General features: G+C 58.1%; 23 protein-coding genes, 1 tRNA gene and 1 pseudogene. 8 read left to right on the top strand and 17 right to left on the bottom strand.

Going from position 1 to position 23801, the window contains the following annotated elements; translation table 11 throughout:
- Nucleotides 1-126: 126 nt before the first annotated feature.
- Entirely contained in the window at nt 127-1590 is a 1464-nt protein-coding gene (gene zwf, locus ACWGXE_RS01355) for a glucose-6-phosphate dehydrogenase (RefSeq protein ID WP_447600694.1), read from the top strand.
- 40 nt (nt 1591-1630) lie between these two features.
- On the opposite strand, the gene ACWGXE_RS01360 is transcribed toward zwf, so the two are convergent.
- The 5 genes from ACWGXE_RS01360 to ACWGXE_RS01380 all read right to left on the bottom strand — a co-directional run bounded on the left by ACWGXE_RS01360 (nt 1631) and on the right by ACWGXE_RS01380 (nt 8584).
- The gene (locus ACWGXE_RS01360; protein WP_447600695.1) at nt 1631-3148 is read right to left on the bottom strand and encodes a trypsin-like peptidase domain-containing protein; all 1518 of its coding nucleotides are present in this window, start codon (nt 3146-3148) and stop codon (nt 1631-1633) included.
- 425 nt (nt 3149-3573) lie between these two features.
- Nucleotides 3574-4620: an NAD(P)-dependent alcohol dehydrogenase gene (locus tag ACWGXE_RS01365; RefSeq protein WP_447600697.1), complete on the bottom strand. Its 1047-nt coding sequence runs from the start codon at nt 4618-4620 to the stop codon at nt 3574-3576.
- Nucleotides 4621-4729: 109 nt separating this feature from the next.
- On the bottom strand, nt 4730-6082 hold the full coding sequence (locus tag ACWGXE_RS01370; protein ID WP_447600699.1) for a glycosyltransferase family 4 protein: 1353 nt from the start codon (nt 6080-6082) through the stop codon (nt 4730-4732).
- Nucleotides 6083-6257: 175 nt separating this feature from the next.
- Nucleotides 6258-7250 (bottom strand): glycosyltransferase family 2 protein, encoded by a 993-nt coding sequence (locus ACWGXE_RS01375; protein WP_447600701.1) that lies wholly within the window; start codon nt 7248-7250, stop codon nt 6258-6260.
- A 38-nt stretch (nt 7251-7288) separates the two neighbouring features.
- Nucleotides 7289-8584, bottom strand: coding sequence for an ABC transporter ATP-binding protein (locus tag ACWGXE_RS01380; protein WP_447600703.1), 1296 nt, complete (start codon nt 8582-8584; stop codon nt 7289-7291).
- A gap of 25 nt (nt 8585-8609) precedes the next feature.
- On the opposite strand from ACWGXE_RS01380, the gene ACWGXE_RS01385 reads away from it, so the two are divergent.
- Complete coding sequence (locus ACWGXE_RS01385) at nt 8610-8819, top strand: hypothetical protein (RefSeq protein WP_447600704.1); 210 nt, start codon at nt 8610-8612, stop codon at nt 8817-8819.
- Here the strand turns inward: ACWGXE_RS01385 and ACWGXE_RS01390 are convergent.
- From ACWGXE_RS01390 to der, 9 genes are all read right to left on the bottom strand, one after another.
- Nucleotides 8808-9755, bottom strand: a complete 948-nt coding sequence (locus ACWGXE_RS01390) for a glutathione S-transferase family protein (RefSeq protein ID WP_447600706.1) — start codon at nt 9753-9755, stop codon at nt 8808-8810. The two genes, ACWGXE_RS01385 and ACWGXE_RS01390, sit on opposite strands and share 12 nt — an antisense overlap.
- Before the next feature lie 28 nt (nt 9756-9783).
- A complete protein-coding gene (locus ACWGXE_RS01395) occupies nt 9784-11487 on the bottom strand; it encodes a hypothetical protein (protein WP_447600708.1) in 1704 nt (567 codons plus the stop codon).
- 92 nt (nt 11488-11579) lie between these two features.
- Entirely contained in the window at nt 11580-11978 is a 399-nt protein-coding gene (locus ACWGXE_RS01400; RefSeq protein WP_447600710.1) for a c-type cytochrome, read from the bottom strand.
- 5 nt (nt 11979-11983) lie between these two features.
- Nucleotides 11984-12400 carry a cupredoxin domain-containing protein gene (locus tag ACWGXE_RS01405; protein ID WP_447600712.1) on the bottom strand — a complete coding sequence of 139 codons (417 nt, stop codon included), beginning with the start codon at nt 12398-12400 and terminating at the stop codon, nt 11984-11986.
- A gap of 76 nt (nt 12401-12476) precedes the next feature.
- Complete coding sequence (locus ACWGXE_RS01410; RefSeq protein ID WP_447600714.1) at nt 12477-12773, bottom strand: anti-sigma factor family protein; 297 nt, start codon at nt 12771-12773, stop codon at nt 12477-12479.
- Nucleotides 12774-12809: 36 nt separating this feature from the next.
- Nucleotides 12810-13412, bottom strand: a complete 603-nt coding sequence (locus ACWGXE_RS01415) for an RNA polymerase sigma factor (RefSeq protein WP_447600716.1) — start codon at nt 13410-13412, stop codon at nt 12810-12812.
- A 131-nt stretch (nt 13413-13543) separates the two neighbouring features.
- Nucleotides 13544-14596 carry a hypothetical protein gene (locus tag ACWGXE_RS01420; RefSeq protein ID WP_447600717.1) on the bottom strand — a complete coding sequence of 351 codons (1053 nt, stop codon included), beginning with the start codon at nt 14594-14596 and terminating at the stop codon, nt 13544-13546.
- Between the two features lie 105 nt (nt 14597-14701).
- Nucleotides 14702-15040 carry a hypothetical protein gene (locus ACWGXE_RS01425; RefSeq protein WP_447600719.1) on the bottom strand — a complete coding sequence of 113 codons (339 nt, stop codon included), beginning with the start codon at nt 15038-15040 and terminating at the stop codon, nt 14702-14704.
- Nucleotides 15041-15344: 304 nt separating this feature from the next.
- Entirely contained in the window at nt 15345-16715 is a 1371-nt protein-coding gene (gene der / locus ACWGXE_RS01430) for a ribosome biogenesis GTPase Der (RefSeq protein ID WP_447600721.1), read from the bottom strand.
- A gap of 14 nt (nt 16716-16729) precedes the next feature.
- On the opposite strand from der, the gene ACWGXE_RS01435 reads away from it, so the two are divergent.
- The 4 genes from ACWGXE_RS01435 (at nt 16730) to holA (ending at nt 21792) form a co-directional block, all read left to right on the top strand.
- Nucleotides 16730-17497 (top strand): HAD family hydrolase, encoded by a 768-nt coding sequence (locus ACWGXE_RS01435; protein WP_447600723.1) that lies wholly within the window; start codon nt 16730-16732, stop codon nt 17495-17497.
- Nucleotides 17498-17567: 70 nt separating this feature from the next.
- A complete protein-coding gene (gene leuS / locus ACWGXE_RS01440) occupies nt 17568-20003 on the top strand; it encodes a leucine--tRNA ligase (RefSeq protein WP_447600724.1) in 2436 nt (811 codons plus the stop codon).
- Between the two features lie 4 nt (nt 20004-20007).
- Nucleotides 20008-20667, top strand: coding sequence for an LPS assembly lipoprotein LptE (lptE, locus tag ACWGXE_RS01445; RefSeq protein WP_447600726.1), 660 nt, complete (start codon nt 20008-20010; stop codon nt 20665-20667).
- 18 nt (nt 20668-20685) lie between these two features.
- Complete coding sequence (gene holA / locus ACWGXE_RS01450; RefSeq protein WP_447600728.1) at nt 20686-21792, top strand: DNA polymerase III subunit delta; 1107 nt, start codon at nt 20686-20688, stop codon at nt 21790-21792.
- Here holA and rpsT read toward each other — a convergent pair.
- Nucleotides 21773-22051: a 30S ribosomal protein S20 gene (gene rpsT, locus ACWGXE_RS01455; protein ID WP_447600729.1), complete on the bottom strand. Its 279-nt coding sequence runs from the start codon at nt 22049-22051 to the stop codon at nt 21773-21775. The two genes, holA and rpsT, sit on opposite strands and share 20 nt — an antisense overlap.
- Nucleotides 22052-22180: 129 nt before the next feature.
- Here rpsT and pyrF point away from each other — a divergent pair, with 129 nt between their 5' ends.
- Nucleotides 22181-22903: an orotidine-5'-phosphate decarboxylase gene (pyrF, locus tag ACWGXE_RS01460; protein WP_447600731.1), complete on the top strand. Its 723-nt coding sequence runs from the start codon at nt 22181-22183 to the stop codon at nt 22901-22903.
- 135 nt (nt 22904-23038) lie between these two features.
- A tRNA-His gene (locus ACWGXE_RS01465) sits at nt 23039-23115 on the top strand.
- 221 nt (nt 23116-23336) lie between these two features.
- Here the strand turns inward: ACWGXE_RS01465 and ACWGXE_RS01470 are convergent.
- Nucleotides 23337-23462: pseudogene (locus tag ACWGXE_RS01470) on the bottom strand (hypothetical protein); the annotation flags it as partial.
- 112 nt (nt 23463-23574) lie between these two features.
- Nucleotides 23575-23739: a hypothetical protein gene (locus ACWGXE_RS01475; protein ID WP_447600732.1), complete on the bottom strand. Its 165-nt coding sequence runs from the start codon at nt 23737-23739 to the stop codon at nt 23575-23577.
- Nucleotides 23740-23801 lie beyond the last annotated feature (62 nt).

Below are 23801 nucleotides of genomic sequence, written 5' to 3' on the forward strand. Positions count from 1 at the left end.
CAACGCCTGCTCCTCAGTAGCCTGTGGCTTACAGGTCGCGGCGGCCGGCGCGGCGCAGTCCCACCGGTTTAGACAGTCACCCATCTCAACAGCCGGCAGACGAAAGATGAAGGAATGATGGACACTATGCGCGATCAGACCGTAGAGCCGCATGTCTTCGTGATTCTCGGCGCGACCGGTGATCTAACGCGGCGCAAGTTGCTGCCGGCGCTCTATCATCTGCGAAACCATGGCGCCTTGGAGAAGAACAATACCATGATCATCGGTACGGCCTTGCCGGAGATGGGGGAGGACGGGTTTCGCCTCTGGGCCTATGAAGGATTACAGAAGGCCGGATGGCGGAACGAAAGGGATTTACACGCCTGGTGCGACTCATCTCTCTACTACCATTCATTGCGGAAAGGCACCCCTGAAGACTATGCGGCTTTGTCGGCCTATATCCGGTATGTCGAGAAAACACACGGCATGCCCGAGAATCGCGTCTTTTACCTGGCGTTGCCGCCTCAGACTGTGCCCGGTACGATCGAGTCTTTGGATGAAGCAGGCCTGTTGAAGGGGCATGGGTGGGTGCGCGTGGTGGTGGAAAAGCCTTTCGGGCATGATTTTCCCTCGTCGCGAACGCTCAATACATTGTTGCACCGGTATCTGGATGAAACCCAGATTTATCGCATCGACCATTACCTCGGCAAGGAGACCGTCCAGAACTTGCTCGCCTTCCGGTTCGCCAATCCGATCTTTGAATCGCTCTGGAATCGCAACAACATTGAGAACGTGCAAATCACGGTGGCAGAAGATCTTGGCGTCGAACATCGAGGATCATATTATCAAGAGGCGGGGGCCTTGCGTGATATGGTGCAGAATCACTTGACGCAACTCATGGCGGTCGTCGCGATGGAGGTGCCCTCGTCCTTCGACGCCGGCGCGATTCGAGCTGAAAAGCTGAAAGTTTTGCATTCCGTGGCTCCAGTCAGTCCTGCAGACTTGGTCTACGGACAATATACCGCCTGGCAAATCGCCGGACACTGCATCAAAGGTTATCGAGAGGAACCAGGAGTCCCGTCCGATTCCCTGACCGACACGTATGCTGCCTTGAAGGTCGATATCAATAATTGGCGTTGGAAAGGAGTCCCGTTCTATCTCAGAACGGGAAAACGGTTGCCGCGAAAACTCACGCAGATTGCCGTCATGTTTCGAGAGGCTCCCACTCAGGTGTTTTCTTCCTTAGAGCCGGGCAGCCTTGGACAAAATAAATTATTGATTACGCTGCAGCCCAGCGAGGGGTTCTCCCTATGCTTTTCGGTGAAATCCCCCGGCCGGCCGTTTCGCCTGACGGATCATGCCTTGCAATTCGACTATGAGACGGCTTTCGGGCAGCTTCCGGAAGCCTACGAGACCCTGTTGCGGGATGTGATGATCGGCGATCAGACCCTATTCGTCAGTGCGGAATTTACGGAATCCGCCTGGCGTTTGTACGATCCGCTGTTGAAGTGCGACAAGTCCGTGTATTTCTATACGGCCGCCACCTGGGGGCCTCGCGAAGCCGATGCGTTGCTGGAACGCTACGGCCATCACTGGCAACTGGGTTGGTAGTCGTCGGCGCCGGGCAGGCAACGCCGCTCCGGTTCGCCGGTCAGCGAGAAGATGGGGAAGCGGGGGCGGTATCCATCGAGTGCGTGGAATCGGCTGGTTCAACAGATGCCCGAAGTTGCGATGCGCGCTGGCGTATTTTCGTGAGGATGGGCAACTCATTCGAGGGCACCCGCTCGGCGCGCCGCAGATAATTATTCCACACATGCAACGCCGTTGAGTGCTGGCCTTGCTGTTCCAATTCCAGCCCCAGCCGGTAGGTGACAAAGGTCGAGGATGGCGGACATTGTGCCAGCTGTTTGAACGATTCCGCCGCTTCTGCTGTCCGGCCTTGTTCTTTGAGCACCACTCCTAATCCAAGAGAAGCCCGGACGAAACAGGCATCTTGATGGATCGCCGCTCGATACAGCCTTACGGCGGCATCCGCCATTTGCAACCGGCGACGGAGGTCGGCCGCATCGGTCAACAGCGCCGGATCATGCGGGGTGAGGACGAGGGCTCGGTCAAACAATATTCTGGCCCGTTCCAAGTCGTTCTTGCCGACAAAGGCAAGCGCAAGATCGCGCAGGACGTCCGGACGGTCAGAATCGAGCTGCAGGGCCGCTTCATAGTGGTGGATCGAGAGGTCGAGCAGTTCCGAATCGCCATGAAGCACGGAAGCCATGGCGTGCAGGAGATGGGCGGTCGCGGCGAAGGAGGCGGCTTGGCGGGCCGGCGTCGCATTCGTCGGACTACTCGGATTGAGCGTCCGTATCGCGCCTTCAGTAAAGGCGAGATGTGATTTCTCAAGCCAGGCCCGCAGCAAACTTGCCGGGATACAATAGCTCAACCCCGCCCGGAGCATGACCGTTCCAATCACTTCCCCCTGGTGGTTCTTGCTTCGTTCGAGATACGGGACGCTGTGCACCACCAGGCCGGCGATCTCGCCGGTCTCCGATAAGACCAACGGGCCTCCGCTGCTTCCGGCATTCATGAACCCCGTGATTTGGGCAAACGCAATAGGTTGCCCCGTCGTTCGTGATCGCCCCATCGCCTCGCCCGTAATCGTGACCGGAAAGACCGTCGGGTGAATCGTCAATCCCATCCGCAACACATCGGGGAGGCGGGGATAGCCGATTGCAATGGCGTTGTCCCCTTCTTCAGCCGGCTCTTTCACGATCGGAAGGAAGGTCGTAGGGCGCGGGATGGCGACCCGCAACGCCGCGAGATCCCAATCAGGCTCGACGGCTAGAATTTGCGGCTGCGTATCGACGTCCTGGTTTTGGCTATAGATGAAGAGTCTGGTGGCATCCTTGATCACATGGGCATTGGTGAGAATCACTCCATCCGCGGACACGAAGACGCCGCTGCCGAACGACAGGGACTGGGTATCGTCGTCGATCCCGACGATCAACGCAGTGGCGGCCTTGGCCTGCCGGTAGAGTTCACCGGACGTATGGGCGGACCCCCTTGCCGGTGTACAGAGGCACACCACACAGCTGAAGATTATGCCAGCCTTGAGATGCCATCCTTTCAGGATCGATCCCAGGTGGGGGAAAAGGAAAAACCCTGCAGCTTCCATTGGGGTCCACACCATATCAAAAACAGGCTGATGAAGTCTATCCATAAAGGCAGAGCACCGGTGCCGTGATTCGACTTCCGGTGGGGCCTTGTCGGATGACCAATTCCGTGAGCCCATGAATTCTGTATCGGCATCCGCCGCGAAACATTGAGCTGATGACGAATCACGCGGAGCTTCGTTGGAGCGACGTGAATATTCACCAAGTTTGCCTCGTGGCCCTTATCTTGTCCAGCGCTTCCGCAAGTTCAGCAGCCTTCGCGCTCACTGCTGCTGCTCTCCTCTCTTGCCTCCGCCGTGGAAGCCGATTGGACAGCGAGAATTCTTTGAGTATCGGATGGACGAAAAATACGGCGCGGCGGGGATATCTGGATGTCGCGTGCGGCACGGCTAGCCGTGCCGCACGCGGGCGCGAGAGGGGCGCACCTCTACCGCAAGGTCTTCATATCAATGACGAAACGATACCGAACGTCTCCACGCAGCATCCGCTCATAGGCCTCGTTCACCTGCTGAATCGGGATGACTTCCACGTCGGCAGGACAGTTCCGCTCGGCGCAGAAATCAAGCATGTCCTGCGTTTCCCGTATGCCGCCGATCATGGAGCCGACCAGTCTTCGGCGCTTGAGCAATAGAGGAAAGGCCCCGACGGACAGAGGGTGTTCCGGAGCTCCGACCAAAATGAGGGTTCCATCGGTCTTCAAGAGCTCCAGATACATGTCATAGTCGTGCGCAGCTGAGACAGTATCGATGATGGCATCAAAGCGGCTCTTGAGCCGCGCCATGGCCGCCTTATCCGAGGTCAGTTGAAATCGGTCGGCTCCCAAGCGCTTGGCATCCTGTTCCTTCCCTGTCGAGCGGCTGAAAATCGTGACCTCGGCGCCCAAGGCGGCGCCGATTTTCACGGCCATATGGCCGAGGCCGCCGAGGCCCACGACGCCGAGTTTGTCGCCTTTTCCCACCTCCCAATGCCGAAGCGGCGAATAGGTCGTGATGCCGGCGCACAACAACGGCGCAGCCCGCTCCGGCGCCAATCCCTGTGGAATCCGCACGACGTAATGTTGATCCACCACCAACTGATTCGAATAGCCGCCGTAAGTCGGTGTCGTGCCGTCTTTTTCCACGCTGTTGTAGGTGAACACGATGGGCCCATCGCAATATTGTTCTAAGCCCTTCCGGCACTGGTCGCAGGTCCGGCAAGAATCGACGAAACACCCGACTCCCACCCGTTCTCCCTCCCGCACCAGCGTCACGTCAGATCCGACTTGGACAGCGGTCCCGACAATCTCGTGGCCGGGAACCATTGGAAAAATAGCTCCGCCCCACTCGTCTCGAGCCTGATGCAAGTCTGAATGACAAATTCCGCAATACTCGATCCGGATCAGCACATCCTGCGCGCCGACTTCCCGGCGTGAAAAGGTAAAAGGCTCGAGCGGAGAGCGAGCAGTCTGTGCCGCATAGCCGCGAGTCGTCAGCATACGTGCCTCCAGTGAAAAATGGCTTCGGCCTGCCGCCCTATTGTGGAAAGGAAGCGAGGTGTCACGCAAGCGGGGATTGAGAAGAGACCGGCCGCGCCGGAGTCACCGTTTACGAGCCTTTCTCAACAAGTTCCTGATACAGCTCGTAGTACCGGATGGCCTGCCGCGCCAGAGAGTACCGGTGGACCGCGACCCGGCGGCAGTTCGCGCTGAACGTCAAACGCCGCTCCGTATTTTTCAACAGCTCCGTGATGGCCGTGCCCAAGGAAACGGCATCGGAGGGCGGAGCCAACAACCCCGTCTTCCCATGTTGAATCATGTCGGGAATGCCGCCGACGGCGAAGCCGACAACCGGGGTCCCGCAGGCCATTGATTCCAGAACCGTGTTCGGCAAATTATCCTGAAACGACGGAATCACAAACACGTCGGCTGCGCTATAGATGTTTGAGAGGAGGCGATCATTGCTGACATAGCCCAGATGAATCCACGGCACCCGGAGACCGGGAGGCGGATCGTTGTGTCCGACACAGACGACACAGACATTGGGTACTCGTTGCGAAAGGCGGTCCAGGGCTTCGACGAGGGTGCCAAACCCTTTTCGGTGAAGAGGCAGCCCGTCCGCCACAAAGAGAACGACTTTGGCCTTTTGGGGAATCCCGAACACATCGCGAGCACTCTGTTTGTTGCGTGGAGCGAAGTTTTCCAGGTCAACGCCGTTGGGAATTACGGATACGTCGAAATGGTTGAGCAGTGGACTGCGCTTCACTTCTTCGGCCAGCCAAGAACTGGGCGTGGCTATGTGCAAGCGGTCCGAGCCGATCCGCTCAAACAGCGTTTTCTTCCGATCCCAGATTTGAGCCGCCAGGTCATTGTCCTGTTGTGATTCAAGCTGCGGGCACTGATGGCATCGAGTCAGGTATCGGCCGCAGCCCAGATCGTAATGACAGCCTCCTGTGAAGGGATTCATGTCATGAAGTGTCCAGACCATCCGCATTCCTTCCGGCATGGATTCGAAGAAGGATGGATAATCAAGGAAGTCGACGACCCAATGCAGGTTCAAGATGTCGCAGGCGGGGAGTTGTGACACGACGTCCGTACCGTATTCGGACCGATCCACCCGGAACGGCTCGAATTCCTTCCCTTTCACACGGATGGAATCGCGCATCCGTCGTTGTATGTGTATGCGTCGAATCCGGCGTTCCACGCGACCGAAAACGCTGTTCGTGGGCTGGAATGCGATGACAGAATCGTCTTTCGTTCGCGCTTCCCGGACGAACATGGAGGATTGGATGCCTGCCTCCCGCAATCCGGCGTTCAAGCGATAAGCGGCGCGCGCTGCGCCGCCCGTGATGTCGAACGTGCTGAGATGCACCACCCTCAGCGATTGGTCGCCATGAACGGAAGTGACCTTGGTCTGATTCGATGTTTTATAGAACGGCGGCAATGCTTCTGCGTAGGGCATATCGAGCCCGGGGGTTCCTTGATCAGTCGAAAATAGCTGGGGAATGGGACATCATAGCGTGGAGTCGATGTTTTGGTACTCGGCCAAACCCTGGATTTGCTGGTATTTCTGTATCAAAATGCGACAAACATGGCATCGGTATCGCATTGGCAGCTGTGGATAATATGGCGGCTGTTTAATCCGAAAAGAACCATAGTTTTTCGCCGAGCCGGCGAGAGAAGGTTTTCCAACTTTTGAACGAAGGATGGGCGGCTTTAAACATCCACCACCTTTTGTACAGCCTTGTGAGGAGCCCTCGGTCGGATGTGGACGGCAGAATGACCTGTCGCTTGTAAATCAGGTCTGCCTTCGAGCTTTCGGCGAACATCGCCGGATGTTGTAGCGGAAACCGCATTGGCATCGCCCTGACATCCGCGCGAGGATCATGGCAGGTGTAGACGGTATGGGTCGCGTCCTCACCAAAGCCGATGTTGGTAATCATCGAGATGGTTGGTTGGATGGAAAACCCCCGCTGTCGCCAGCAGGCAAATACCCATTGATGGTCCCAGGTCCCAAGTTCGTGGCGATGAGCAAGGTCCAGCATGCGGCCCCATGAATTGGCGATGCTCGGATGCTTGACGATATCCAGCAACCAGCCCGTTTCTCTCAAAGCCGGCCATCCCTTGACGTCCACGTCGTAGTGTTGCCACGCTCTTCTCCATGTCGCCCAACCCCAGTTCGTCGCAAACCGCGAAAAATAATAACTGGAGGCCTTTGTACGCCGATCAACCGGAATGTTGAATCCGGCGATCTGCATCACTTGCGGATGGTGGCGGTATCGCTCGAGCAACTCCTCGCAGAATCGGAAAAACGTCGGATCGGGTAGACAGTCGTCTTCCAGAAGAATGGCTTCCTCCACCTGGTCAAAAACCCAGCTGATGCCGGTGGCCATCCGTTGGGTACAGCCCATATTATGGGGCGCCAAATTGGTGTGGACCCTGCAGGGCCAATCGATCTGTTCTACCACTCGCCTCGTCTTCGCGCATTGTTCCGCCTCTAGCGCGCGGCCGTCGCGAGGACCGTCGGCCACGATAAACAATTCCGGCGGCCGAGCCTCGGCGATCCGCGAGAACACGCGGGCCGTGGAATCAGGCCGATTGAAAATAAATAGTGCGACTGGAGTCTGCATGGGGAATTGCGGATAGGGCCCGGCAAGGAGTTCCCGGGCTATAGCTTCGTCGTGGGCACTCTTGGCGTGGAAGGGACCGTTTCCGTGACCTTCCAGTTGTATTTGACCAGGACACATTTACCTTGCCAGCCGGGAGGATAGGTCTTCCCTGTCCCGTAAAAGTCACCGTCTACCACGGACAAGAGCGCGGCATTGTGCACCCAATCCTGTATATCTCTATCGCTCTCGACAAAAGACATAATGTGGTAGACCCCGCCGGAAAGCGGCAACTCCGGCAGCGTGAAATCGATGAATCCTTCTCCCCGCAATTCCAGCGGCATGGAATCCACCAATTCCGTAGACATGAGAAAGAACGGCTCGCCGGTTTTATCGTGCACCGACAAGCCCACTCGACATTTCCGAAACACCATCCCTTCAACGCACCGGTAATGCCATCTGAAAATCGTATCGCGGCCGCAGATGGCGGAGGCCAGCGCCTTGCCGGTTGCGTCAAGCAGTTCAATGCCCGTCGCGATAATGTCACCTTTGCCCTGGCGATCGGTCCGCTCGCTGATTGGGATATTCAGGATGTCCGAGTTCATGCCGGCGTAAGTTTCGACCACCCGCTTCGCTTCGCCCAGTTGCGCAATCCGACCTTTTGACAATAAGAGCGCCCGCTGGCAGAAATTTTCGATGATCGGCAGGTTGTGGCTGACGATGAGGACGGTGCGCCCTCCTCGGCTCACTTGTTCCATTTTTCCTAGGCATTTTTGCTGAAAGGTTGAGTCGCCCACGGCCAAGACTTCATCAACGATAAGAATCTCCGGCTCCAGATGAGCGGCTACGGAAAACGCCAGTCGCACATACATGCCGCTGGAGTACCGCTTGACGGGCGTATCAAGGAACTCTCCTATTCCGGAGAATTCGATGATTTCGTCGAGCCGGCGCCGGATCTCCGCCCGCCGCATGCCCAGCATGGCGGCATTCAGGTAAATATTCTCCCGGCCCGTCAATTCCGGGTGAAAGCCGGTGCCGACCTCAAGCAACGATCCAACGCGCCCATAGATGTCCGCGGCTCCCCGGGTGGGCTCGGTGATCCGCGACAAAATCTTCAGCAGCGTACTCTTGCCCGCGCCGTTATGGCCGATGATCCCGAAGACTTCTCCCTGCGTGACCTCGAAAGAGATATCTTCCAGCGCCCAAAATGTCCGGGCGACGGGGCCGGGCCGTGCTCCGCGCTTGAACAGGCCGCGCATGCCATGGGCGACTTGATCGCGCAGGGTGTCATGGCGCGCCGCGATGCCGATTCGATATTCCTTGGAGAGATGATTGACGCGTATGGCGATGTCGTTCATTGGTGTATGAAAGATGGACCCTTGGATGCCTCGACGTCTTGCCGCGTCCGCAGTCCGAGCCTGCAAACTATGGGCGGTGAAGGCCGAGCGGATTTTCTGCAGGCTGGTTCAAGCCATATCACGTCTCGGCGGTGTGATCAATCGCGTGTTGCGCGGACGGGCCCTATGGAAGCGGATGCGCGGCGTTCCAGGATCGGCGGGAAGGGCGGATAGCCGGGAGCGATCAGTGGGATAGCCGGTCACGCCCGTGCGGAGTCCGGAGATCTTGGTCCGGCCCCAGCGGGACGATGCGCGTCGGATTGATGTCGCCATGCGTCATATAGTAGTGCCGCTTGATATGGTCGAAATTGACGGTCTCCGCGATCCCATCATATTGGTAGAGATCTCTCAGATAGCCGAAAAGATGGGGATAATCCGTGATGCGCCGCACATTGCATTTGAAGTGAACATAATAGACGGCATCGAAACGGACCAGCGTCACAAAGAGGCGCCAGTCGGTTTCCACGATCCGGTCCCCGAAGAGATACCGCCGGTCGGAAAGCCGATGGTCGAGAAAATCGAGCGTGTCGAAGAGGCGGCGGACGGCCCGCTCATAAGCCCGCTGGGATATGGCGAATCCGGCTCGATACACGCCGTTATTGACATCGTCGTAAATTCGGTCGTTCAACCGGTCGATGTCGTCTCGTAGTTCGGCGGGATAGAAGTCCGTGTCCATGCGTGCGAACTGATTGAACTCGCTGTTGAACATCCGCATGAGATCGTCGTCGGAATTGCTGACGATCCGGCGCGTCACCCGGTCCCATAGGACAGGCACCGTCACCCGCGCATGATAGGATGGATCCGTTGCGCGATAGGCGTCGGCCAGGTAGTGAAATCCATTGACGGGATCAATGGAATGGCCGGGTCCATCGCGGAAGGCCCAGCCCCGCTCGTCTCGAATCGGATCGACAGCGGTCAGGCCGATGCTGTCCTCCAGCCCTTTCAGTTTCCGGACGATGATTGTGCGATGGGCCCAGGGACAGGCCCATGAGACATACAAATGATACCGATTTTTCGCCGCCGGGTATTCCGATGATCCATCGGCCGTGACCCATTGACGAAACCGGTCGGCCTGCCGCTGAAATTCTCCGTCTGCTGTTTGCTCCAAGGGGAACTGCGGGTTGCCACTCATATCATGCCGTGATGTCGCTGTAGGACCGTTAGGATGATGACGCGGCCAGCAGCGGCTTAAAGGCTGGATCTGCATCGAGGACGGCTTTCAGTTGTTCGCTTCCCAGCACGTATTGCCAAGCGGCGGGAGTGGAATTCGGAATCTGGTCATACCATTGTTTCGCGTCCGTCAAATGCTCCAGCATGCCCTTATTATCCCGGTTCGGCATATAGAGCATGCTGTAGGCCATGGTGTAGGCCGCCATGAATTTATCAACCGGAAGCTCGGCGGTCTTATAGGCTTCGGAGGCATCTTCAAACGCCTTCTGAATTTCTGGATCATCCAATCGCCGGTTCCATGCCACCTGGTTGATGCGTGACCAGGCCAGTTCGATGAGCGCCTGCGCCCGGGCTGCCGCCCGTTCGCGCGGGATGTCGTTTACCAAGGCTTCATGCGTCGCAATGGCGGCCCGCTGGTCATTGTTCCAGCGATAGGCCGTTCCGAGATGCGTCCGGTTGTCAAGTTGCTCCGGTCTCGCTTTGGCCAGCCGTTCCATCGCCGGGATCATGCGATACAGCAAATCGGCCGTGGTGGGCTGTGAAAATCCTCCCATGACCATGCCGAGCGACAAGTCCGTTCTCGTCGTTTGAGCGTAGGTATTCCAATAGAACTCGTTCAGCACGGCGGCCAATGCGGGATCCTTAATGTGCAGATCCTGCGCCGTTTCGGCCTGCTTTAAGATCGCTTCGTACAGATGCCGGGACAGCACCATAAGGGCTTCCGGTTGGTTGGGGTCAATCAGCAGGACCCGGTTGAGCAGTGCGACGCGATCCCGAAGTTCCGGAAATGTTGCCGCTCGGGCGGCGGCCGCCACGAGGAGGCCCGGCCCATCGGCCGGCGTCCACCAGACCGGTGAGCCGGAAACTATCTGGCTTCGTTCGGTGGCGAAAGGAACCGCCTCTCGGAAGTCTTCGCCTTCCCGCAATGTCGTGACGGGAAGGTTGACAACCGCCTGATCCGAAGCAAACCCATGCCGCTTTAGCCCCGATACGACGACCCATTGCAGCGTCACGGCCCTCAGAGCCTGTTGGGGACGTCTGGTCGTACTCATGAATTGATACGACCCTGGGGCGTAAGCGACAGGCGAGGTCAATGGATCTTGATACGTGACGGTCATCCTAACCAACGTAGCGGGGACGGCAATCACGCGCCCGCCAGGACGAAGCCGAAACGAAACCGGCGGCAGCGTCGATGTTCCGGCCGGGTCGATATGTAAACCGGTTCCAGGAGGACTCAGGCCCAGCGAGTCCATGACGAACGCCGAAGCAGGGTAATGCTCAAGCCCTTCGCGGTAAAAGGCTAACTGGCCGTTGCTCGGCCACAGCACATCCATGCCGACGTCTTCCCGCTGGAGGATTGGGGCGTGAGCCGTCGAAAGTTGCTGCCAGCAGGATTCATACGAAGCATTTGCCTTGGAAGCATCCATTGATTTCGAGGAACCGGTGGAAGCCAGACGGTACTGACACGCGAAATCCATCCTTCCGAAGGTCGCATGATCTCCTTTGGCGACGGCCTCCGCGTACTGGACAGCCGTGGCAACGGCCGGTGCGACTTTGGCCGGTTTGGTCTCTTTGTGAGATTTCCCCGTGGGAGCAGCGGACAGATGTGTGGCGGACAAAAGAACACAGAGCACGAGAAGTAATGCCAAGCCCAAAGCCGGCAGCCGATAGGCGTGAGATTGAGCGGAATCCATAGCGTGAAAGCCTCCTGCGCAAGGCGAAAGTTGGTACTCTAACACGGTGTTCGCACGAGGCGAAAGGGGGTGTGCCGAGAACCTGGCGGTCTTTATTGGGCCGGAGGCGACGGGGTCAACGGCCGGCTGAAGTGGACCAGCGAGCGCACATAGAGAAGCACCTCTTCTATCTCAGGTTCCGTCAGTATGTCCTTCCATGCCGGCATGGCTGTACGCGGCTTGCCGTTTTGAATAATCCGCAATAGATCTCGGTCTGATTTTGCCGACGTCGCCGCCGACACCAAACTTCCCGGACGCGGCGAAAGAGACGGAGCCTTAGCTCCATCCCCGCGTCCCTCGATTCCATGGCATTCGAGGCAACGGGTTTGGTAAATGGCCTTTCCCCGTTCCGTCGCCACCGGCATCGCGGCCATAAGCGCCGACACGGCAAGGACGACGACACACAGCGCGATTGATTGAACGGCATATCGGCTGAAATTGCAGTGCATCATCCGGCTCATCTCACGTGAATCACGCCCTTCATGTCATGGCCGGGCATATCGCAGGAAAACGAATAGTCGCCGACCGGCGCGGGCACGAATCCGATTTCGGCGTGGCCCTCGGGAGGAACAATGAGCCGGCGAAATCCTGTCTCGTTGAATTCCGGAAACCCATTGCCGGTCACATTCATATTGATGCCTGCGAAAAGAGATTCCGGCACGAACGCGTGAAGGTCCGGATCATGATTACGCAGCACCAGCCGCACGGTTCGACCGGCCGGCAATAGAACCTCGGAAGGATTAAACCGGCGGCCTTCCATGTCGATCGTGATGACTTCTTTGGGAGGGTCTTCGGTCCGTGCGGTGCCGGGAACAACGGCCGCACCGGCGAGGGCCAGACTGAGAGCTGGAATCACGCTCCACATGTGCCGCATGCCTTACTATACTGCAAGGACCAGTCGGTGGACTACCGGGGTAGAGACAGCGAACGGAAGACAGAGGAGTGAAAAGTTAGGCTGGAGGAATTGATTTGAGGATGTGCCGTCTGATGGCTGCGCGGTCGGTGGCGGAGAGCGGGTGAGGTCGATGGTGCCGGCATAATATGATCGTCTGTCGTAAGGAGTCGAGAAACACCTCACAATTGGGACAGGCCCCGAGATGCGATCGGATCTCGGCGCAAATGTCGCCGGCTAATTCCTCGTCCAGATAGGCGGACAGTTTTTGAAGCACTTTGAGGCAGTGGCGCTTCCCGTGGTCGTGATGGATCGGATGACCGGTGCCCGGTTGGGTGGAGATTCTCGAAGACATGTCTCAAACCTTCCGACAGACTATATCAAATAAATTTCAATCTGTGTGAGTTTTTCCCGTTGAATCCTGAGTCAGTCCTTTGGCGCTCAGTTCCTTGCGGACGAAGAGCCTGGCTCGATGGAGGCGGGATTTCACCGCCCGTTCATTCAGCCGCATAATGCTTCCGACTTCTTTGGCGCTCAATCCCTCCATGTCCCGAAGCACCAGCACCATTCGATACTTAGGCGGCAGTCGCCCGATCGCATGATCGAGCATGCGGCGCAATTCCTTATTTTGGAGGGCTTGTTCGGGGCTGAGGCCCTCGACCGGAATTTGCAGCTGGAATTCGCCGTCGGAGGTGGGAATAAATTCTTCCAGCGAAAGCTCCCGATCAGGCTGCCCTTTTCGTTTACGGCGCATCCGCATGCACGCGTGCGAGGCGATCGTGTACAACCAGGTCGATACCTGGGCGTCGCCGCGAAAATCTTTGAAGCCGCGATACGCGTTCAGAAAAGTTTCCTGGACGATATCCCGCGCGGCCTCACTTTCCCCGCAGAGGCGGTGGGCAAAGCGATAGATAAGATCGACGTAGTCGCGGTAAATCCGATCGAAATCCGGTTCGGCTGCAGCGGAGGAAGAGGTGGACTGTGACGAGGACACTTGATCCGAGTGTCCCGATCGGCGGGTAGTCATGCGAGTTGAAGCGGAGTCTACGAGGGTCCTGAGGGGCTGTCAAGCGACGAGTGGTCCAGAAATTATCGATAGGATCGAAGATTCACAGGATTGAAGATTCAGTTGAGACGCCGAATCTCCACGATTTCGCCCTGCTGGTCCAATTCGACGGTAATCGGCGCGCCTTCTTTCACTGAAGCGAGAGAACTTTTACCGCGATGGTTGGCGGGAAACGCCTTGTCGCCCTCCGGGGTCCATAGCGTGACGGAATTCTTGTCCGAGGTGGCATAGGCCAGCCGACCGCTTAAAAAGCGCCGAACCGGCGCCGCTGAGTCTCCTTGATACAGGTCGATTGCGACATGATCACCGTGTATCCAGACCGTCATGTCCTGTCCCACCTTGGCATTCCGGACTCCGGTCTTCGCGCTGACAGTGACGACTCCCAGGGGAGTCTTGAGAAAGACAAAGGACGATTTCAGCTTGGATACGGTCCCGCGGAGCCGCATGCGCGTCTGCGAGTCGGCCCTGGGGGCCTGGCTGACCTGAAGGTCAAATTGCAGATCGTGCAGGCCTTTGACTGCGCCGGCTTGGCTGACCTCCAGCGCGATCGGGCTCTGAGGATCCCGCGGGATCTTGGCGCCGTATGCGCCGGGAGCAAAGACTTGATCCCCTTCAGGCGTCCAAAGAAGCAGATCCCTCTTTTCGCCGGACGCGTACCGAGGAATTCCCGAAAGATATCGGTGCACCAGCGATCCGGTCCCGCGCTCTCGAATGTCCACCGCCGTGTTGGAACCATTCACAGACAGGGTGATCTTGTGCGAGGTTTTCACATCACGGAGAGCTGTTTTGGAACTGAGCGACAGCAAGCCGATCGGGGTTTGGAGGAACACAATGCCCGGTTTGGATCTCCAGACCGAACCGGTGAGGCGTATGGACGGCGCAAGAGAATCTTCGCCCGGCCCCGAGTCTTCTGTCGGAGGCTCGGCGGATGACGTCGAACTTTCAACCGGGATGGATGCGGACTCGGCCGGCTCGGCAATATCTTGCCCGGGGGGAGCCGGCTCAGCGTACGCCGCCGGATAATAGGCCAAGGTGACGGCCAGCAAGAGGGGCAAGAGGCCTGCGGGTTCAGGAACGATGGGACGGATTCCGCGGCGAAGTCGTTCAGTCATGATCAGCGTAGCAATATCGATGGCGGTGTGCGATGGAACAACAACTCGGTTATTGGAGGCGGATGTCGCGGCAGGACTCCACGCACTCCTCTGCGAATAACATGATCAAATCGGTGAGTCAAGCGAAAGGCGAAGAGATGATGCCGCGAATGAGCCGGCCGACGGCTGCATGGTAAGCAGAATACGCGATTGCTGTCGCCGAGCTTTATCAGGCAGGCCGAAACCGCGGAGAAGGAACTCCTGGCCGGATACATGGAGGATCTGCTTCGCTTCGAACTGAGTCCATTCTTCCGCGGCAATCCGCTTTTCAAGATGGATCAAGACTTGCCCGGCAAACTGCAGTAGGGAAGGAGGCAATTGAAGGGCCGCCTCTCCGGCTGGCATCGGCGGCGAATCGACCGAGAGCAGGCCGACAAGTTCGACGGCTGCTTGATTGGCATGCAAGATTCCTCCTGTCATAGACAGCACAATTATGCCGGAAGGTTCCGGTACGGGTTGAGCTGCGGGTAGATCCGCGTATTGATACGTGCTCAACATGCAGATGGCTCCTCTCTATGAAGCGGGCGCGTGTCCATAATGCCTTGTCACTCAGCATGATCGGAAGCAAAAGATACGCCAGGCGGCATTGCAATCAGAGCGTTGAAAATACCGCGGCTTCTCGTTCAAGCGTTCGCGAAGAAACAGATCGCTGTATCTAAAATGTACCCAGCTGTGTCAAAAGCGTATCTGTTCGGTAAGGCGGACGAAATTATTTTCGCCGGGCGAGGAGGCGGATCGGCGTGCCGGAAAATCGATACTCTTCCCGGAGCCGATTCTCCAAATAACGGAGGTACGCGGCGGTCATATCTTCCGGATGGCCCACGAAGAGAACAAAGACCGGCGGCCTCGTGGCGACTTGCGTGATGAATGCCGATTTTGCAGACTTGCCCGGTTTGCCTTTTCGGGCCGGAAGCGGATGGTCGGTGAGCACTGCTTGAAAGAGATTGTTCAATGTGCCGGTCGGAATGCGTTTGGTGAAGGACGCGACCACTTGATCGATCAGGGTATAGAGCCCGCGCAAACAATCCGGCTTGAGCGCGGAGGTAAAAAGGACGGGGGCCCAAGTGAGAAACGGGAACTTTCGGCGCAGCGTGCGCTTGTAGGCTTCCCTGGCGTCGATATCACCTTCTTTGAGATCCCACTTGTTGACGATCAGGATACAGGCGCGCCCTTGCCGCAGAATGAGCCCGGCGATCTTGGTGTCTTGTTCGGTGACCCCTTCCTCGGCGTCCAGCAGCAGCACGCCGACATCGGACCGTCCAATCGCCCGCAATGAGCGCGCGACGCTATGGCCTTCAATGCCCCGTTCGACGCGGCCGCGTCGCCGAATGCCGGCCGTGTCCGTAAAGAGATAGCGACGTCCCTGGTAGGTGGCGATCGAATCCACGCTGTCCCGCGTGGTCCCCGGCACATTGCTGACCACGACTCGCTCTTGTCCCAGCACCGTGTTGATCAGGGTCGATTTGCCGACGTTCGGCCGTCCGACGATAGCGATCCGGGGGATGGTGACGGGACTTTCTTCGTCCGGCATATCCGGCAGATACGCGAACAGGGCATCCAGTAGGTCCGCCACCCCCAAGCCATGTTCAGCGGAAATGGGATACAGCTCCTCATGCCCGAGTCGATAAAAATCCGCGATCAACGGCTCAACCTTCGGTGTATCAATCTTGTTGATGGCATACAGCACCGGCTTGGCCGTGCCACGCAATGTCCGAACGACTTCTTCGTCTGCCGGAGTCAACCCGGTGCGGCCATCCAGGACCAGAATCAGCAAATCGGCTTCCGCGATGGCGATTTCCGATTGACGGCGAATCAGAGCCAGCATCCCGTCGGTTGCCGTCGGGTCGAGGCCTCCGGTATCCACCAAGCGAAATCGCCGATTTCGATAGGCCGTGTCCGCGTAGTTCCGATCGCGCGTGACGCCCGGCACGTCGTCAACGATTGCCGTGCGGGCACCGAGAATGCGGTTGAACAGCGTGGACTTTCCCACATTCGGCCGCCCGATGATGGCGACCGTCCGCAGTCCCGACGTGTCGGGCGAAAGCGTCCCAGCCTGTATGGATGGTTTTGCGCGTGGCATGTGAAGGAGATGTAGTGGACCGTATCATAGGGTTTTCGGCAAAGACAACCGCTCGTGTTCGCGGAGAATCTTCGTTATACTTCGTATCCATGTCGCGTCACGCCTCACGTCCTACCCCTCACGTCTTCGATTGGGACCACATCGACGATGTGCTCTTGGATATGGACGGGACCTTGTTGGATCGGAATTTCGACAATGTGTTGTTCGAGGAGGCGCTGCCGAGGCGGTATGCCGAACGGGAAGCTCTGCCGTTTGAAGAGGCGCGCGACTCGTTGATGGCCATGTATCGATCGGTGGAAGGACAATTGGCATGGACGGATCTTGACTATTGGAGCGAGCGCGTCGGCATCGATGTGGTGGCCCTGCACAAGGAACTCGACTACCTGATTGATTTTCTTCCCGACGCACGGGAATTTCTGGGACGGCTTCGTCAATCCGGCAAGCGGGTGACCATCCTGACCAATGCGCATCGGGCGGGCGTGGAAATCAAGGCGGCGAAAACCGGGCTGGACCGGTATGTCGATCGCATTGTCGATGCCTTCGAGGTCGGCTATCTCAAAATGCATGATAAATACTGGCCGACGTGCCAACGCCTGGTTGGATTCGATCCGCGGCGGTCCCTCTATATAGATGATGATGAGCAATGCCTGGCCGCCGCTGAACAGTTCGGGGTCGGTCGAATTTTTCACCGCTCGAAATCCAGTTCCCAGCTGCCGGCCGAACCGTCCGCGAGGTTTCCGTCTTTGGATCATTTCGGGACCTTGATGAACCGCCTACCCTGATTCCTCTCGTCTGTGCTAGAGTCCTTGCTCTTTGACATCATTGGAGCGGCTCCGACATGGAACGAAAGCGATGAGCAAGACCTACGACCATTACGCCATTGAAGCGAAATGGCAAACCTATTGGGATGAAGCCCACACCTTTCGCGCGAGCGAAGATCCGAACCGCCCCAAATATTATTGTTTGGACATGTTTCCCTATCCATCCGGATCGGGTCTGCATGTCGGTCATCTCGAAGGTTATACGGCGACCGACATCGTGTCCCGCTACAAGCGAATGCGGGGGTACAACGTGCTGCACCCTATGGGGTGGGACGCGTTCGGCTTGCCGGCGGAACAGTATGCGGTCAAAACGGGAATCCATCCGGCGCTCACAACCGCGCAGAACATCGCCACCTTCAAGCGACAGATGAAGCGCGCGGGTCTTTCCTATGATTGGGAGAGAGAACTCAGCACGACGGACCCGGACTATTACCGGTGGACGCAGTGGATTTTTCTCAAGCTGTTCGAGCGGGGGCTTGCGTATGTCGCGGAAGTGCCGGTCAATTGGTGCCCGGCGTTGGGCACCGTTCTGGCGAACGAAGAAATCGTCGACGGGCGGAGTGAAGTCGGCGGCTTCGAGGTCATTCGAAAACCCATGCGCCAATGGGTTCTGAAGATCACCGCCTATGCCGACCGCCTCTTGGAAGATCTTGCCTTAGTCGAGTGGCCGGCCAGTACGCTGGAGATGCAAAAAAATTGGATCGGCCGGTCGATCGGCGCCGAAGTGGAATTCCGGCTCGCCGGCCTGAATGGCAGCCTGCGTATCTTTACGACCAGACCGGATACGCTGTTTGGCGCGACCTATATGGTGCTGGCGCCCGAGCATCCGCTGGTCGAGGTTTTGACTGCGCCGGAACAACGAGAGGCTGTGCGCGCGTACCGAGAAGCTGCGGCGCGGAAGAGCGATCTCCAGCGACAGGAGTTGGACAAGGACAAGACGGGTGTGTTTACCGGCGGCTATGCCGTCAACCCCGTGAACAGCGAACCGTTGCCGGTCTGGATCGCCGACTATGTGCTGATGACCTACGGCACGGGCGCCATCATGGCGGTGCCCGGACATGACGAACGGGATTGGGAATTTGCCCGCCGGTATGACTTGCCGATCCGCGAAGTGATCTCCGGCGGAGATGTAGACAAGCAGGCCTTCACGGAGACCGAGCAGGGCACGGTCGTGCATTCGACGACTCCGGACGGGTCTTTCTCTATCGACGGCTTGAGCCCTACGGATGCCATTCCAAAGATCACTGCCTGGCTGGAGTCCCGCGGCCAAGGCGCGAAGGCCGTCAACTACAAGTTGCGGGACTGGCTGTTCGCGCGCCAACGTTATTGGGGAGAGCCGTTTCCTATCGTCTGGGTCGACGGCGAGCCGCGTCCGCTTCCGGAGGAGCAGCTTCCTCTGCGGCTCCCCGAAACAAGCCAATTCAAGCCGTCGGGGACGGGCGAGAGTCCGCTCGCGAATTTAGAGGACTGGGTCCGGACGGCGGATCCCGCAACCGGCAAGCCGGCCCGCCGGGAGACCAATACCATGCCGCAGTGGGCCGGGTCCTGTTGGTACTACCTGCGGTTCATCGATCCGACGAATAAGCATGCACTTGTAGGGCCCGCGAAGGAACGCTATTGGATGCCGGTCGATCTCTACGTCGGCGGCAGTGAACACGCGGTGCTGCACCTTCTCTATAGCCGCTTTTGGCATAAGGTCTTGTATGACGCGGGTGTGGCCAGTACGCCCGAGCCGTTCAAGAAGTTGGTGCACCAGGGCATCGTCCTTGGCGAGGACAATCAAAAGATGTCCAAATCCCGCGGCAATGTGGTGAACCCCGATGAGATGATGGATAAGTTCGGGGCCGATGCCGTGCGGTTATACGAAATGTTTATGGGTCCGCTTGAAGCCATGAAGCCTTGGAGCACAAGGGGCGTGGAAGGCATCACGCGGTTTCTGGATCGCGTCTGGCGATTGGTCGTGAGCGAGGACGGCGCACTGAATGCGGCGGTGGCAGACGAACCTCCGCAGACAGAGCACCTGCGGCTGCTTCACCGGACGATCAAGAAGATCACGGATGACCTGGATGAGCTGCGCTTCAATACTGCAATCGCGCAAATGATGGTGTTCACCAACGAGATGACCAAATTGGATCGGCGCCCCAAGGCGCTGCTCGAATCGTTCGTGCTGCTGCTGGCTCCTTTCGCGCCGCATATCGGCGAGGAGCTCTGGGAACGGCTGGGCTATGTCCCCAGCGTCGCGCACCAGTCCTGGCCCTCGTATGATCCCGCCCTCATCGCCAGTGATCGAATGATTATTCCGATCCAGGTGAACGGAAAGCTTCGGGGAAAGATCGACGTGGAGGCGACGGCCTCGCGGGACCAGATCGAAGCGGAGGCTCGGGAACAGGTTCAGGAGTGGATTCTCGGCAAACAGCTCAAGAAAGTCATTTACGTCGAGAACAAATTGATCAATTTCGTGGTGTGAGGTCATGCGGCAAGGAACCTACTTGGTCCTTCTATTATTTACCGTTTGTGTTATGACGATGAACATCGTCGGGTGCGGTTATCAGTTTCGGGTCCAGGGCGCCGGCCCTACCGTAGGTGGCGCTGATCCGGCCGCGACGGCGGCCGGGCCTCCGCCTCGCATGGCGATTCGAACGTTCGACAACAGAACGTTCGAAGCCAACCTCGAAATCAAGCTCACGAATTATATCCGTCGGGAGTTTTCCGGTGGAACCGGCACTCAAATTGTCGGAGAATCCGAACCGGCCGATCTTCTGATGACGGGGCAGGTGCTTGGCATTCTGCTGCCGACCTTGAGCTTTGATCAGACGACGACCTTCGAAAGCCGCGTTGAACTGCTGATCGCCGTCAGGATCCTGAACATGCGCACGAAAAATACCGTTTGGACCCAAATCGTGAAGGGACAATCGGAGTTTTTCATCACGCAGGACCTCCAGTTCAATCGCGTCCTACAAAATCGGGCCTTGGAGCAAGCCAGCCGCTTTGTCGCCGAGGATGTCGCCTCTCGATATCTGGTCTTCCTCGAAAGCGGCCAGTTGGAGGCGGCGATGCGGCGGGCTCCACAAGAGCCGGCCCGCGACCGGCCGGGCGATCTCTCATCAGACCGGGATCGGATGACCAATTGAGCGCGGAAGAGACGGCGCATGGGACTCCTTGTCAAAAGCCTTGAGCTGGAAGCCAAAATACAGATTCATTCTCCGGCGCCCGTTTACGCGGTGATCGGAGAAGAAGATTATCTGCGGGACCACGCGGTCGGCATTCTGAAGCGGGCCGTTCTCGGTGAAGGGCAGGACGCAGGTTTCAATTATGATGTCTTTCATGGCGATGAAGACGCTGCGGACCAAGTCTTGAGTTGCGCGATGGAGATTCCGGTCTTTGCGTCCCGCCGTTTCGTGGTGCTGAAGCAGGCGGACAAATGGCCGGCCCGTGAGACAGAGAAGTCCCTCCCGTATTTGAGCGCGCCGCATGAGTCCGCGACGCTGGTATTTGCCGCGGCGAAGCTGGATCGGCGTCTGAAGTGGACGCAGACGCTGATGCAAAAGGCCGTCGTGGTCGATTGCGATCCGTTGCAGGATCGCCAGATCGCGGCGTGGATCGGCCAAGAAGCGGCCTCGCTTGGGATGACCATGCGAGAGGACGCAGTCCAGGCTTTGAAGGAGTCGGCCGGATCACTGTACGCGCTGCGCCGAGAGCTCGAAAAGCTCGCGGCCTATGTGCCGGCCGGTCGTGCGGTCACGGTCGAAGACGTGCAGGTGCTGAGGGGCACCGAACCGGGCGCATCCGTCTTCGATCTCACCATGGCGATCGGGGCCGGGGCTCAAGGCCGTGCCTTGACAATTTTGGCCAGAAACATAGAGGCGGGGGAAGCGCCATTGCGCATTCTCGGCGCATTGGTGTGGCAATACCGGCGTTTATGGAAGGTCAAGGGTTCGGTGCAGCAGGGAGCGCGGGCGGCCGAAGCGGGGCGCGCGCTGCGAATGGACCCAGGCAAGGCGGCGGCGTTGCTGTCGCAATTCAGCGACTCGCATATGACGCAGGCATTCCGGCTATTCATGGAATCCGATTCGAAATTAAAGGGCGGAAGCAGCGGCTCTCCGAAACGGGTCTTGGAAGATTTGCTCCTTCGGCTGTGCCGTAAACCGAAAGCGCCGGAGAAACCGCGGCCCGGCCTAACCGGCAGCGCAGCAAGGAAACCGGGTGGGGATAAGACTGTGTCGAATGTCAGAACAGTCAGGAGTGTGAAGCGGTGATCCCGTTGACTCGCCGGGTCAGGCGGGAGATCCGTCTGGATGCGGTGTTCGGCTTCAAGACGCCCTTCGTCACGGCCTTTGCCAGCGCGGCCGTTGCTTCCCGGAGTGAGGTCTTCGCGTCGTCCGCCTTTTTGGCGCCGAGAGCCTCATGGACTTTCTTCACCACGCTCTTGACCGCGCTCAATGTGCCCCGGTTTCGCTGCCGGCGCCGTTCCGACTGGCGCGCTCGCTTGATTGTGGATTTATGTATTACGGGCATGGCACATCTCCTCTGTTTAAAAAGCGAGCTTTTATCATACGGGATGAGAAATGGTCAAGTAGATCCCTGTGACGGATCGATCCCGGAGCAGGAACTATATGTCATTGCGGATAGGAGTGTCGGGACTCGATGTCGCTAATTGATGCCAAGGATCGCCTCATCTTTGCCCTCGACGTTCCTTCAGCGGCCGAGGCCGACCGATTGCTCGAACGGCTGGGCGGACAGATTCGATTCGTGAAGGTCGGCCTTGAACTGTTTACAGTCGCCGGCCCCGACATGGTGAACAGGCTTGTCGCGCGCGGCCTTCGAGTCTTTTTGGACCTGAAGTTTTTGGATATCGAGGAGACGGTGCGGCGCGCGACCGCTCGCGTGGCCGATATGGGTGTAGCCTTCCTGACCGTGCACGCCAACCGCAAGGCCTTGATTGCGGCGGTGCAGGGGAGAGGAGATGTTCAACTTCGATTGCTCGCTGTCACGGTGCTGACGAATTTCGACAGTCAGGATCTGCGAGATATGGGCATCCAGCGCAGCGTGGAAGATCTGGTCACCGCCCGCGCCGCGCTGGCGTCCGAGGTGGGTTGTGACGGAGTCGTGGCGTCGGGAGAAGAGCCGGAAGCGATTCGCGCCAAAGTCGGACCGGATTTGCTTATTGTGACGCCCGGTGTGCGTCCGCTTGGGAAAGGCACCGACGATCACGCCCGCGTTACGACCCCGTCTCAAACCATTGCGGCCGGCGCTGATTATCTGGTGGTGGGACGGCCGATCCGTGATGCCGCCGATCCGGCCGCCGCCGCCTCCGCGATCCTTGCCGAGATGCAGGCCGCGTTCGATCATCGCGCGACCGGACATTGATCCGTATTTTCAAAAAAAGATCCATTAAACATTCGCCGCCGGGTCGAACGACGAATCATGTCGCGGAACGGGTTGCTGCATCGATCGGTACTTTGCTAAGATCGTTTTTCTTTCCTTGCTGCAGCAAGCCGAGTGGTGAGTGTAGCTCAGGTGGTTAGAGCGCCGGATTGTGGATCCGGAGGTCGCGGGTTCGAAACCCGTCACTCACCCCAGTTCCCTTCTTCATAACTACTGGATACTCCAACGGATCCGACGAGTGCGGCATTATGACCGGTTGCATTGGTTGCACCGGGGTTGCAGATTCGGCCTCGAAAGGCACCTTGTCCACAGGCGTATCCAGCCGGTCGACCGCCTGCTTATTGCCACTCGGGAAGAGATGCCCGTAGAGATCCACGGTGATCTTGATTGAAGAATGGCCCATCTGGTCCTTGACGTAGACCGGGTCTTCTCCGTTCTGCAGAAGCGGCGAAGCGAAAGTGTAGCGAAGATCGTGAAACCAAACTTTTCGAAGCCTTGGTTGCTCGGTAAGCCATAAAACACTCGATCTCGTATGTTGCATGGATGGAGTAGCACGCCAAGTTCGCTACAGAAAACCCAAACTGGCGTTTCCTTCCATCCTCTGGCCGCGACCTCGATCTGATGTTCAGTATGCAGGTCTTTCAGCGTCTGCATCAGTTCCCGAGACATGTCGACGCGCCGGCTCTCTCACCGCTCTTCGGGGTGGTCACCCGCCGATGGGTATAGTTTCGCCGCACCTCGATGAACCGGCCCTGCCAATCGATGTCCCGCCACTGAAGCGCCAATAAATTCGTCCGTCCGTAAGCCTCTTTCCGCACCAGATCTTGCCGCCGACGCGATGTTGGGCAGCGGAGACATCCTGTCAACCATAGAATCGCGA

This window comes from Nitrospira sp. Nam80, from assembly GCF_965152575.1.